The sequence below is a fragment of the Nesterenkonia ebinurensis genome (assembly GCF_008711175.1).
GTDB lineage: Bacteria > Actinomycetota > Actinomycetes > Actinomycetales > Micrococcaceae > Nesterenkonia > Nesterenkonia ebinurensis.
Genome location: NZ_VWNF01000048.1, coordinates 30,243 through 42,929, shown reverse-complemented (window position 1 = coordinate 42,929; position 12,687 = coordinate 30,243). Strand labels below are relative to the sequence as shown.

Sequence of the window (12,687 nt, the reverse complement as noted above, 5' to 3'; positions counted from 1 at the left end):
ATCGGGGATTCAGGGACTTATAGGTGCATGACTATTCAGGAAGTACATGAACACTGGCGTCTGATGTGGGTGCGGTGACGTGACATGGGTAAGATCGCGCACCAGACTCGACAGGTCGGGCAGCAGGGAGCCGCTGTGGGAATGTTCGATGAGGTGCGCTGCAAGCATCCGCTGCCGCGAGCCCAGGACGAGGCGTTCCAGACCAAGGATCTCGCCAGACTGGTCCACCGGGAGGCGGTCGGTGAGTTTCTGGACCGCTATGAGGTCACTGAGGACGGTCATCTTCATGCGGAGAAGCACGAGCGAGAGTGGGTAAAGGATGCCGAGGCCCTGCTCGGCGGGTAATCCCGCTCCATACGCAGCTGGTGGGAGGACGTTCCTAATGTGCACGGCGACCTCCGCATCTATACCGGGTTCGTGCCTAAAGACGAGGAGAACGACTGGGTGGAGCATCGCATCCGGTTCACCGAAGGCCGCCTCTCCACCATTGACGACGTCCCCGAAGATGGGCGTCGGCGAAGTGCAGAGACCCAGGCGAAGTCAGAGCATGAACGCGAGCAGCGGCCGAAGTCGGTCCCACGGGGCTTCGCCCGAAAAGTCGTGTGCTAGGTGGTGAAGAACGGCAGACTCCTGGTATTCCGACACCGGGATCTCCTACTCGAAGCGACTGGCGTTCAGACGCCCGCGGCACCGTTGAAGATGGAGAGAAGACCGAGCAAGCGGCCGTTCGCGAAGTGAAGGAGGAGACAGGGGTAGATGCCGTCGTAGTGGGTCATCTCGGCACCGACAGCTATTGACTCCTCCCCGATGCTTAATGTGGAGGCGCGTCGCTTCTTCCTGATGGCGACGGACGAAGATCTTCCCGAGCGGTGGGAGTCTTTGGAAGATCACCCCCACCGGCGGAGGGGATCCCGTAGCCAACGAGAGCTTCTGGTTACCGATCGAACAGGCTTACTTCCTTACGGGCGGGCAGTCCAGCTTGATCGGTGAGATCTTCCGTTACGAGACCGCCATTAATCTCTGATCCGGGTGGGGACTCAACGGGTACACAGCCATCCTACTGCTGAGAACTGGACGTTTCTGAAGTTATCCACAATCTGTGGAAATCCTCTGCAGAAGATTCTAAAGCGCGCAATGCTGAGTGCTATGAACACACAGCAGAACGTCATTCCACTGCAGATTGCCTGCCCTCGAGAGGACGGCAGCCACTCATCTGAGTCACTCTCTGTGGCCCTGCGCAAAGGTAAGATGCTGCGACTGCGGCGTGGTGTCTATGTGCCCACGGAGGCGTGGATGAAGAGCTTTCCCTCCGACCGATATCGCCTGGCCATCGCCGCCGAGAGTCTTCAGAACCCCAATGCAGTCTTCTGCCGCGAGTCCGCGCTGAGCATCCACGACATCCCGCTGCTGGCCGTGCCGGCTCAGGTTCATCTGCGAGTGCGGAACCGAGGGTCTGTGCGTACCCGTCCGCAGATCTCGATGACCGGTTCTCTTTCCGCTGCAGAATTCCTGCGGCGTGCTCAGCAGGTTGCCGCGCTCGAGAGGAGTCAGGGCTCGTCACGCATGCTGCGGGGTTTCGCTACAGTCAGGCATCTGGATAGCAGAGGCACATTTGGCTGCGAGCAGCAGAGGCTGATCATTCCAGCGGCTGGAACTCAGCAGGATCGTGACTTGCGCAGGTTGGTGTACGTGGAACCGCTGGAGGGGAGTCTTATCGACTCAGCACCCCGACTGCCGTTTGCTGGAGCCATCGTGGCGCTGGATGCCGCGCTGCGCGGGGGCTCTTGTCGGCCTCCTGTCGATCCGGCTCATCTTGGCGAGATGGCGCAGGAGCAGCTGAATTCGCAGCGCAAGCTCCGGCGGTTTGAGGATCTGCTGGATTTCGCCTCGCCACTGTCGGAGTCACCTGGTGAGTCTCTGGCTAGAGTGCGGTTTCATGAGCTCGGGTTTGCGCCGCCCCAGCTCCAGGTTTTGGTGCACGTTGACGGAAGCACCTATCGGCTGGACTTCTGCTGGGAAGAGGTTGGCGTCGTCATCGAGTTTGACGGATGGCTGAAGTATCGGCAGGAGAGCTCGACACCTGATGCGCTATTTCGGCAAGAGAAGATCCGTGAAGATGCCATTCGCAGTACGGGACGCACAGTGGTCCGACTCTACTGGGAGGACCTGATGGAGCCAGGCCGCCGTCGGCTGGTGAGGCTGCTGACCCGAGCGGGTGTGCCCCGGATCGCCTGACCGCTCACCTTTCATGTAGATCTTGGGATTTCATGGGGCTATAGGATCATGAAATCCCGATACCCCTATGAAAAGTGCGGGGAGGTGGCCGCGGCGGGACCGTTAGCGGGGAAGTGACCGCGGTGGGACCGTTGGTGGGGAGGTGACCGCGGTGGGACCGTTAGCGGGGAGAGGGTAGGATGGTCTGCTGGTGAATCGCTGACGGACAACAAGGAAGCTCCAAACGTGGCAACTTCGAACGACATCAAGAACGGTGCTGTGCTCAAGCTGGAGGGCCAGCTGTGGAACACCCAGGAGTTCCAGCACGTCAAGCCCGGCAAGGGCGGGGCCTTCATCCGCACCAAGCTGAAGAACATCACCTCCGGCAAGGTGGTCGACAAGACTTTCAATGCCGGCGCAAAGGTCGAGTTCGCCACCGTGGACCGCTCTGACTACCAGTACCTCTACCAGGACGGTGAGGACTTCGTCTTCATGGACCTGCGCGACTACGACCAGATCACCGTGCCGGCAGAGGTTGTCGGCGAGGCCGCCAACTTCCTCTTGGAGTCCCAGGAGGTCACCATCGCCATGAACGAAGGCACCCCGCTCTACCTGGAGATGCCGCCCTCCGTGGTCCTGGAGATCACCCAGACCGACCCGGGCCTGCAGGGGGACCGCTCGAAGGCCGGTACCAAACCGGCCACCCTGGAGACCGGCCACGAGATCCAGGTGCCGCTGTTCGTGGAGCAGGGCACCAAAGTCAAGGTCAACACCTCCACCTCCGAATACCTCGGCCGTGTCACCGACTGATCAGGGAAAGGGCACGACGCCGCCCACCGCAGGAAACAACCCTGGGAAGAAGACCCGGACCAAAGCCCGGCAGCGTGCGTTGGAGGTGCTCTTCGAGGCCGAACGCCGGGAAGCGGACGCGCTCGAGGTGCTGGAGAACCGGGCCCAGAAGGGCGAAATCGACTTCAACCCCTACGTGCGCACTCTGGTGGCGGGAGTCAGCGAGCACCAGGAAGACATTGATGAGCTGCTGGCCACCTACGCCCGCGGCTGGACCCTGGACCGGATGCCCCGAGTGGACCTGATGGCACTGCGGATCGGCGCCTGGGAACTGCTGCACAACCAGGAGATCCCTGACGATGTAGCCGTCAACGAGGCAGTCGCCCTGGTCAGAGAATTCTCCACCGACGATTCCCCGCGTTTTGTGCACGGTCTGCTCGGTCGCCTGCAGAAGCTCAAACCCACGTTGGGCTGATAAGGTGGGTAAAGTTTACGGCTGAGGCACGAGCGTAGCGATATGCCGACCTTAGACGTGAAGTTCCGCGTCAGCGGAACAGGAACCACGAGGTCTGGGACCCGTGCAGACGTTCCAGCGGCTGTGCAGGCCACCTCATGGTGAGGCGAGCGCGACATGCGCGCGCCGCCGGAACTAGCGCCGCTCCTTTAAAGGTCGTCCTGTGAGGCGAGGAAGGAGTCAATACGATGAGTCACTCATCTGAGACTGCCCAGGTCATGGCAGCATCGGACATTGACCGTGCCCTGACCCGGATTGCCCACGAGATCGTGGAAGCCCAGCGCGGCACCGAGGGCCTGATCATTCTGGGCATCCCGCGCCGCGGCGTCCCCCTGGCCCAGCGACTGGGCGCCAAACTGGGCACCATCGATCCCGCTTTCGACCCAGAGCACTCCCTGGGCGCACTGGATATCACCATGTACCGGGATGACCTGCGCACTTCAGGGGCACGTACACCTGAACCCACCACGCTGCCAGCCGCCGGCATCGACGCAGCCACCGTGGTGCTGGTGGACGATGTGCTCTACTCCGGACGCACTATCCGCGCAGCCCTGGACGCCCTGGCCGACTACGGCCGCCCCGCAGTGGTCAGGCTCGCCGTCCTGGTGGACCGCGGCCACCGCGAGCTGCCCATCCGCGCCGATCACGTGGGCAAGAACATCCCCACCGCCCGCCACGAACGGGTCACCGTGCGCATCGCCCAGATCGACGGCATCAGCCCGGAAGCCGAGGAAGTGGTGATTAACCGGTGAAGCACCTACTCGCCACCGAGGGGCTGAAGTACCACGACGCCTTGGCCATCCTGGACACCGCAGAGGAGATGGCCGCCGTCACCTCACGGGAGGTCAAGAAGCTCCCCACCCTGCGCGGACGCACCGTGGTCAACCTCTTCTATGAGGACTCCACCCGCACCCGGGTCTCCTTCGAGGCCGCCGCCAAACGCCTCTCCGCCGATGTGGTGAACTTCTCCGCTAAGGGCTCCTCAGTCTCCAAGGGCGAGTCGCTCAAGGACACCGTGCAGACTCTGGACGCGATGGGTGCAGATGCGATCGTCATCCGCCACTCGGCAGCCGGCGCCGCCGCCCAACTGGCCGCCTCCGACTGGTCTGAGGCCGCAGTGATCAACGCCGGGGACGGCACTCACGAACATCCCACCCAAGCACTGCTGGATGCACTGACCCTGCGCCGGGACTGGGCAGCAGCCCACGGCAGCGCCAGCCCCCGTGGTACAGACCTGAGCGGAATGCGGGTGCTGATCGTCGGAGACATCCTGCACTCCCGGGTGGCCCGCTCCAACGTCTGGCTGCTGCGCACCCTGGGCGCCGAGGTGCATTTCGCGGCACCTGCCACCCTGCTCCCGCTGGGCGTGGAGCACTGGCCAGTCACCGTGCACTACAACCTGGATGAGGCCCTGGTCGCGGCCCCGGATGCAGTGATGATGCTGCGCGTTCAGGCCGAACGGATGGGTGGGGCATTCTTCCCCACTGCCGCGGAGTACAGCCGACGCTGGGGACTCACCGATGAAAGGCTCACCGTTGTGCAGCAGCTGAGGCTGGGCGAAACCGAAGCCCCAGCGCTGATCCTGCATCCGGGGCCGATGAATAGAGGAGTTGAAATCTCTGCCGCGGCAGCTGACTCCGCACAGACCCGCATCACCGAACAGGTCACCAACGGGGTGGCCGTACGCATGGCAGTGCTCCACCTTCTGCTGACAGGAGACCCCCGATGACCGCTTATCTGATCACTGGCGCCAAGCCCTACGGCGAGGCGCCGAAGGACCTGCTGATCCGCGACGGAATCATCGCCCAGGTGGGGGAGAGTCTTCAGGAGACTGAGGCGGAGGTCATCGACGCCGCCGGACTGATCGCCCTGCCCGGCATGGTGGACCTGCACACCCATCTGCGCGAACCCGGCCGTGAGGACGCCGAAACCGTGGAGACCGGAAGCCGGGCCGCAGCCAAGGGCGGGTTCACCGCAGTGCACGCCATGGCCAACTCCTCTCCGGTGGCTGACACCGCAGGAGTGGTGGAGCAGGTCCACCGCCTGGGACTGGACTCCGGCTGGACCGAGGTCTACCCGGTGGGCGCGGTCACCAAGGGACTGGCCGGTAAGACTCTGGCTGAGCTCGGCGCAATGGCCGAATCGGCTGCCGCTGTCCGAATGTTCTCCGATGACGGGCAGTGTGTGAACAACGCCCAGCTGATGCGCCGCGCCCTGGAATATGTGAAGACCATTGACGGGTTCATCGCCCAGCACGCCCAGGACGCCGAGCTCACTGCATGGGAGACCGAGCACCCCGCCCAGATGAATGAGGGCAGGGTCTCCGCCACCCTCGGCTTGCCCGGCTGGCCATCTGTGGCCGAGGAGGCCATCATCGCCCGGGATGTGCTGCTGGCCGACTATGTGGGAGCACGGCTGCATATCTGCCATGTATCGACCAAGGGATCAGTGGAGATCCTCCGCTGGGCCAAGGGCCGCGGCATCCAGGTCACCGCAGAGGTCACCCCGCATCATCTGATGCTCACCGATGACCTGGTCGCCACCTACAACCCGGTGTATAAGGTCAATCCGCCGCTGCGTACCGAGGCCGACACCCTGGCCCTGCGCGAAGCCCTGGCCGAGGGTGTCATCGATGCAGTAGGCACCGACCACGCCCCGCACCCCGATCAGGCCAAGGAATGCGAATGGGCCCAGGCCGCCATGGGCATGACCGGTCTGGAGACCGCCCTGAACGCCGTGCAGCACGCCATGGTGGAGACCGGACTGATCAGCTGGCGTCGCTTTGCCGAGATCACCTCCACCCGTCCTGCCGAGATCTACGGGCACAGCCGTCAGGGCCGGCCGCTGGAAGCAGGCGAACCGGCCAACCTCATCCTGGTAGACCCCAACGCCAGGATCACCATCACTCCCGAGAACCACGCCACCAAGGGGCGCAACTCACCCTTCCGCGGTCTGGAGCTTCCCGGGCAGGTCATCCATACCTTCCTCGGCGGGCACCAGGTGCTCCACCAGGGGGAGCTGACCATAAGCCGCAGCGGAAGGAGCGCACCGTGACTCACCAGCTGCCGGCACTGACTCATCATGTCTCAGCCCTCATGCCTCAGGGTCCAGCCCTGACCCGCAACCTGGAGATGACCGGCACCTACCTGAACTATCTGTGGATCTCGCTGGGCGTCGTCGTGCTGTTCTGTCTGGCGCTCTGGCTGGGCTGGCGCAACCGCAAGCGCCGCCAGTCTGATGTGCCCGAGCCGCAGGATGTCCCCGGTGAGCTGCTGGAGGCTGAACCCCGAGCAGCAGCTGAGGGCATGGTGATCGGCACCGTGACCGGTGGCGAGTACCTAGACCGGATTGCGGTTCACCAGCTGGGCCTGCGCACCACCGGCCGGGTGGAGGTCCACGACCAGGGGGTGGCGATCTTCCGTGCCGGGGCCCGCAACCTCTTCATCCCCGCCACAGATCTCGCCTATGCGCGGACTGACCGGGGCATGGTCGGCAAATTCGTGGAAAAGGACGGGGCGATCATTCTGGGCTGGGCCCTGGGCGAGCATGCCCTGGACACCGGCTTCCGACCGCGCCGCGCCGAGGAGGCCCGCTCCCTGATGGCCGAGCTGACAGCACTGACCGAAAGAGAGACTTCCGCATGACGACTTTAGGCGTGAAGGCCGGCGCCGCTGGAACCGATACTGCGCTGCTGGTGCTGGAGGACGGCACAGTCTATGAGGGCACCGCCTACGGAGCTGCCGGTCAGACCCTGGGGGAGGCCGTCTTCTCCACCGGGATGACCGGCTACCAGGAGACCCTCACCGACCCCAGCTACGCCCGTCAGATCGTGGTGCAGACCGCACCGCATATCGGCAATACCGGCATCAACGACGAGGACCCCGAATCCCGCCGCATCTGGGTGGCCGGCTATGTGGTTCGCGATGCCTCCCGCCGCCCTTCGAACTGGCGCAGTGTGCGCAGCCTGGAGGATGAGCTTGTGACCCAGGGCATCGTCGGCATCAAGGATGTGGACACCCGGGCGGTTACTCGGCACCTGCGTGACAGAGGCGCGATGAAGGCCGGCATCTTCTCCGGCGAGGCTCTCTACGACGACGCCGGAGCCCCACGTCCGGCCGCAGAGCTGCTCAACGCAGTGCTCACCCAGCCCGATATGCTCGGCGCCCGCCTGGCCGAGGAGGTCACCGCAGAGCAGGCCTATGTGATCGATCCTGCTGACCACGGATGGGCTGAGCCCGATGGAACCCCGCGCCAGCCGCTGGGCACGGTGGCTGCCATTGACCTGGGGCTGAAGAACATGACTCCGGTGCGGATGGCCGAACGAGGGCTGCGCGTGCATGTGCTGCCGGCCACCACCAGATTCGCTGAGATCCAGGCGCTGAACCCTGACGGAGTGTTCCTCTCCAACGGGCCCGGCGATCCGGCCACCGCCAGCACCCAGATCGGGCTGCTGCGTGAGGTGCTGGACTCCCGCACCCCGTTCTTCGGCATCTGCTTCGGCAACCAGATCCTGGGCCGCGCCCTGGGCTTCGGCACCTATAAGCTTCCCTTCGGCCATCGCGGCATCAACCAACCGGTGATGGACCATGCCACCGGGAAGGTGGAGATCACCAGCCAGAACCACGGCTTCGCAGTGGACGCCCCAGTGGGGGAGATGGTGACCGCCCCGGAATCCCGCTACGGCCGGGTCCAGGTCAGCCACAGCTCCCTGAACGACCACGTGGTGGAAGGCCTGCGCTGCCTGGACATCCCCGCCTTCAGCGTCCAGTACCACCCGGAGGCTGCAGCCGGGCCGCATGACTCCGCCTACCTCTTCGACCGGTTCGTGGGGCTCATCCAGGCGCACCAGGCCGGCCAGGACGCCACCGGAGCTGACACCCTTCCCCCGAGCGACAGGAGACCATCCGCCCATGCCTAAGCGCGCTGACCTCAACTCCGTGCTGGTCATCGGCTCCGGGCCGATCGTGATCGGCCAGGCCGCCGAGTTCGACTACTCCGGCACACAAGCGCTGCGCGTGCTCAAGGAGGAGGGCATCCGGGTGATCCTGGTCAACTCCAACCCGGCCACCATCATGACCGACCCGGAGTTCGCCGACGCCACCTACGTGGAGCCGATCAGCCCCGAAGTGGTGGCCAAGATCATCGCCAAGGAGCGCCCCGACGCCCTGCTGCCCACCCTGGGCGGGCAGACCGCTCTGAACACCGCGATCGCCTTGGATAAGAACGGCACTCTGGGCGAGTACGGGGTGGAGCTGATCGGGGCCAATATCGCGGCCATCGAACTCGGTGAGGACCGGGAGAAGTTCAAAGGCGTGGTGGAGCGCTCCGGGGCGGAGTCCGCCAAATCCGCCATCGTGCACTCCATGGAGGAGGCCCTGGAGGCGGTCAAGGACCTCGGGTACCCGGTGGTGGTCCGGCCCAGCTTCACCATGGGCGGACTCGGCTCCGGAATGGCCTACAACCAGGAGGATCTGCACCGCATCGCCGGCGCCGGCCTGCAGTACTCACCCACCACTGAGGTGCTCCTGGAGGAGTCCATCCTCGGCTGGAAGGAGTACGAGCTGGAGATGATGCGCGACGCCAATGACAACGTCGTCGTGGTCTGCTCCATTGAGAACTTCGATCCGGTGGGCGTGCACACCGGAGACTCGATCACCGTGGCCCCGGCCATGACGCTCACCGACCGGGAGTACCAGAAGCTGCGCGATATCGCGATCAACGTGATCCGTGAGGTCGGGGTGGACACCGGAGGCTGCAATATCCAGTTCGCCGTGGAGCCTGATACCGGCCGGGTGGTGGTCATCGAGATGAACCCCCGGGTCTCCCGCTCCTCCGCGCTGGCCTCGAAGGCCACCGGCTTCGCCATCGCCAAGATCGCCACCAAGCTGGCGGTGGGCTACACCCTGGACGAGATCCCCAATGACATCACCCAGAAGACCCCGGCCAGCTTCGAACCCACCCTGGACTACGTGGTGGTCAAGGTGCCGCGCTTCGCCTTCGAAAAGTTCCCGGCGGCCGATCCCACCCTGACCACCACGATGAAGTCGGTGGGCGAGGCGATGGCGATCGGACGCAGCTTCACCGAGGCCCTGCAGAAGGCGCTGCGCTCCTTGGAGCAGCGCGGCAGTCAGTTCTCCTTCGAGGTAAGGGAGCGAGCTGGGGATCCGTCGGATTCTTCAGGAAGCGAGCCAACGGACGCCGCCGTTCTTCCCTCACTTCTGGAGAAGATGGCCACCGCCACCACCGAGCGGCTCTACCAGGTGCAGCAGGCCCTGCTGGCCGGAGCGGAGCTGGAGGAGATCCATCGGATCACCGCCATCGATCCCTGGTTCCTGGACCAGATCCAGCTGATCAATGAGACTGCTCAGCAGCTCCGCGCTGCCCCCGCCCTGGATGAGGCAGCCCTGCGCACCGCCAAACGGCATGGCTTCTCTGATGTTCAGATCGGTCAGCTGCGGAAGATGGACCCAGCAGTGGTGCGCGGAGTCCGGCACGCTCTGGGGGTCCGGCCGGTGTTCAAGACCGTGGACACCTGCGCCGCCGAGTTCCCCGCTTTCACCCCTTACCACTACTCCAGCTACGACCTGGAGGACGAGATCGAACCGCATGAGGAGCCCTCGGTGATCATCCTGGGCTCCGGGCCCAACCGGATCGGCCAGGGCATCGAGTTCGACTACTCCTGCGTGCACGCCACGATGGCCCTGCGCGAGGCCGGCTACGAGACGGTCATGGTCAACTGCAACCCGGAGACCGTCTCCACCGACTACGACGTCTCCACCAGGCTCTACTTCGAGCCGTTGACCCTGGAGGATGTGCTCGAGGTCATCGCCGCCGAGCAGCGCACCGGGGGAGTGGCCGGAGTCTTCGTGCAGCTGGGCGGGCAGACTCCGCTGAAGCTGGCTCAGCAGCTGGCCGATGCCGGGGTGCCGATTCTGGGCACCTCCCCGGAGGCCATCGACCTCGCCGAGGAGCGCGGGCGCTTCGACCAGGTGCTGCAGGCAGGAGGCCTGATCGCTCCCAAGAACGGCACTGCGGTCAGCTTTGAGGACGCCAAAGCGGTGGCCGATACCATCGGCTACCCCGTCCTGGTGCGCCCCAGCTATGTGCTGGGCGGGCGCGGTATGGAGATCGTCTACGACGAGCCTGGCCTGGAGCGCTACATCGCCAACGCCACCGAGGTTACCCCCGAGCACCCGGTACTGGTGGATCGGTTCCTGGAGGACGCTATAGAGGTGGACGTGGATGCCCTCTACGACGGCCAGGACCTCTACCTCGGCGGGATCATGGAGCACATCGAGGAGGCAGGCATCCACTCCGGTGACTCCGCCTGCGTACTGCCGCCGATCACTCTGGGTCCCGATGTGCTCCAGCGGGTCCGTGAGGCCACCGCCGTCATCGCTGAAGGAGTGGGGGTGCGCGGCCTGATCAATATCCAGTTCGCAGTGGCCTCAGATGTGCTCTACGTGATCGAGGCCAACCCACGGGCCTCCCGCACTGTGCCGTTCGTCTCCAAGGCCACCGGGGTCCAGCTGGCCAAAGCCGCCGCACTGATCGGCACCGGGGTCACCATAGCCCAGCTGCGGGCTGGTTCCGGGCATACCGCCGCAGGCCTGCTGCCAGTCACCGGCGATGGCTCCCTGCTGCCTCCTGCGGCACCGGTGGCCGTCAAAGAGGCTGTGCTGCCCTTCGCCCGGTTCCGCACCCCGGAGGGCCGGGTGGTGGACTCCCTGCTGGGCCCGGAGATGCGCTCCACCGGTGAGGTGATGGGCATCGATACCCATTTCGACACCGCCTTTGCCAAGTCCCAGCTGGCGGCCAACAACCCCCTGCCCACCTCGGGTAAGGCCTTCGTCTCTGTGGCCAACAGGGATAAGCGCGGAGTCATCATGCCGGTCAAGCGGCTCACCGATCTGGGCTTTTCCATCGTCTCCACCGGCGGCACCGCCGATGTGCTGCGCCGAAACGGCATCAGCTGCGAGGTGGTGGACAAGATCGCTGACACTCCGCAGGGGCAGGGCACTGTGCTGCCCCTGGTGGAGTCCGGTAAGATCGCCTTGATCATCAACACTCCCACCGGCGGGGACGCCCGCAGCGACGGCTACGAGATCCGAGCTGCGGCCACCAGTCTGGGGGTTCCGGTGATCACCACAATCGCCGAGTTCGGCGCCGCAGTCCAGGCGATCGAGGCTCAGCGCACCCACAGTTGGTCGGTGGCCTCACTGCAGGAGCACGCCGCGGCCCTTCATCAGGCTGGCCTGGCAGTGGAAGGAGCAAAATGACGACGCCGCCCCGCCCACCTTTCGGAGCCCGGCTCGCCGAGGCGTTAGACCGCTACGGCCACCTCTGCGTGGGCATCGACCCGCACCCGGAGATCCTCCGAGACTGGGGGCTGCCCGAGAACGGCGCCGGGCTGAAAGAGTTCGGCGAGCGGATCATTGAGGCTGCTGCCGGCCGGGTCGGGGTGGTCAAGCCCCAGGTTGCGTTCTTCGAGAACTATGGGGCAGCTGGGATGCAGGCTCTGGCGGAGATCATCACCTCCGCCAGGTCAGCGGGCCTGCTGGTGCTGGGTGATGCCAAACGTGGGGATATCGACTCCACCATGGCTGCCTATGCCGAAGCCTGGTTGAACCCGGAGAAGGACTTCGCCGTGGACGCACTCACCGTGAGCCCCTATCTGGGATTCGGGTCGCTGAGCCCTGCAGTGCAGGCTGCTCACCGCTACGGTGCCGGCCTCTTTGTGCTGGCTCTGACCTCCAACCCGGAGGGTCAGCAGGTGCAGCTGGCTCAGGGGCACTCTCGCACTGAGGTGGGGCAGAGCACAGTGGCTGGGCAGATAGTGGAGCAGGCTGCGTCGTCGAACGTTGTCTATGCCGACCAGCCATTGGGCAGCATCGGACTTGTGGTCGGGGCCACCACCGCACATCTGGCCGGTCAGCACGGTATTGACCTCACTGCCGGCCGACCCCCGCTGCTGGCACCGGGCTACGGGGTCCAGGGTGCTATTGCCCAGCAGCTGCGCACAGGCTTTGGTTCAGCCTGGCCCCAGGTGCTGGTCAGCTCATCCAGAGGTATTCTCGCCGCCGGCCCGCAGCAGGCAGATCTGGTCTCAGCCATCGAGTCATCACGCGCTGACCTGGGATGACACCGGCTAAAAAAGCTGCATCAGTGTC

General features: G+C 64.8%; 13 protein-coding genes. All 13 read left to right on the top strand.

Translation table 11 applies throughout. From position 1 onward, the window contains the following. Positions 1-84: 84 nt before the first annotated feature. The 13 genes from F0311_RS15620 to pyrF all read left to right on the top strand — a co-directional run bounded on the left by F0311_RS15620 (position 85) and on the right by pyrF (position 12,659). The gene (locus tag F0311_RS15620; RefSeq protein WP_150462880.1) at positions 85-345 is read left to right on the top strand and encodes a hypothetical protein; all 261 of its coding nucleotides are present in this window, start codon (positions 85-87) and stop codon (positions 343-345) included. A 39-nt stretch (positions 346-384) separates the two neighbouring features. Further along, positions 385-609 carry a hypothetical protein gene (locus F0311_RS15615; protein ID WP_150462879.1) on the top strand — a complete coding sequence of 75 codons (225 nt, stop codon included), beginning with the start codon at positions 385-387 and terminating at the stop codon, positions 607-609. Further along, the gene (locus tag F0311_RS18840; protein WP_150462878.1) at positions 603-797 is read left to right on the top strand and encodes an NUDIX domain-containing protein; all 195 of its coding nucleotides are present in this window, start codon (positions 603-605) and stop codon (positions 795-797) included. The genes F0311_RS15615 and F0311_RS18840 overlap by 7 nt, the downstream gene beginning before the upstream one ends. Positions 798-1,146: 349 nt before the next feature. Beyond that, complete coding sequence (locus tag F0311_RS15605) at positions 1,147-2,235, top strand: hypothetical protein (RefSeq protein ID WP_150462877.1); 1,089 nt, start codon at positions 1,147-1,149, stop codon at positions 2,233-2,235. A 225-nt stretch (positions 2,236-2,460) separates the two neighbouring features. After that, complete coding sequence (efp, locus tag F0311_RS15600) at positions 2,461-3,024, top strand: elongation factor P (protein ID WP_150462876.1); 564 nt, start codon at positions 2,461-2,463, stop codon at positions 3,022-3,024. Beyond that, the gene (gene nusB, locus F0311_RS15595) at positions 3,011-3,478 is read left to right on the top strand and encodes a transcription antitermination factor NusB (RefSeq protein ID WP_150462875.1); all 468 of its coding nucleotides are present in this window, start codon (positions 3,011-3,013) and stop codon (positions 3,476-3,478) included. The genes efp and nusB overlap by 14 nt, the downstream gene beginning before the upstream one ends. A gap of 227 nt (positions 3,479-3,705) precedes the next feature. After that, on the top strand, positions 3,706-4,269 hold the full coding sequence (pyrR, locus tag F0311_RS15590; RefSeq protein ID WP_150462874.1) for a bifunctional pyr operon transcriptional regulator/uracil phosphoribosyltransferase PyrR: 564 nt from the start codon (positions 3,706-3,708) through the stop codon (positions 4,267-4,269). Next, positions 4,266-5,246 carry an aspartate carbamoyltransferase catalytic subunit gene (locus tag F0311_RS15585; RefSeq protein ID WP_150462873.1) on the top strand — a complete coding sequence of 327 codons (981 nt, stop codon included), beginning with the start codon at positions 4,266-4,268 and terminating at the stop codon, positions 5,244-5,246. Before pyrR ends, F0311_RS15585 begins: the two co-directional genes overlap by 4 nt. After that, the gene (locus F0311_RS15580) at positions 5,243-6,571 is read left to right on the top strand and encodes a dihydroorotase (RefSeq protein WP_150462872.1); all 1,329 of its coding nucleotides are present in this window, start codon (positions 5,243-5,245) and stop codon (positions 6,569-6,571) included. Before F0311_RS15585 ends, F0311_RS15580 begins: the two co-directional genes overlap by 4 nt. Then, on the top strand, positions 6,568-7,161 hold the full coding sequence (locus F0311_RS15575; RefSeq protein WP_223881419.1) for a PH-like domain-containing protein: 594 nt from the start codon (positions 6,568-6,570) through the stop codon (positions 7,159-7,161). The genes F0311_RS15580 and F0311_RS15575 overlap by 4 nt, the downstream gene beginning before the upstream one ends. Continuing rightward, positions 7,158-8,435 (top strand): glutamine-hydrolyzing carbamoyl-phosphate synthase small subunit, encoded by a 1,278-nt coding sequence (carA, locus tag F0311_RS15570; RefSeq protein WP_150462871.1) that lies wholly within the window; start codon positions 7,158-7,160, stop codon positions 8,433-8,435. The genes F0311_RS15575 and carA overlap by 4 nt, the downstream gene beginning before the upstream one ends. Next, complete coding sequence (gene carB, locus F0311_RS15565) at positions 8,428-11,796, top strand: carbamoyl-phosphate synthase large subunit (RefSeq protein ID WP_150462870.1); 3,369 nt, start codon at positions 8,428-8,430, stop codon at positions 11,794-11,796. Before carA ends, carB begins: the two co-directional genes overlap by 8 nt. Further along, the gene (gene pyrF / locus F0311_RS15560; protein ID WP_150462869.1) at positions 11,793-12,659 is read left to right on the top strand and encodes an orotidine-5'-phosphate decarboxylase; all 867 of its coding nucleotides are present in this window, start codon (positions 11,793-11,795) and stop codon (positions 12,657-12,659) included. The genes carB and pyrF overlap by 4 nt, the downstream gene beginning before the upstream one ends. Positions 12,660-12,687 lie beyond the last annotated feature (28 nt).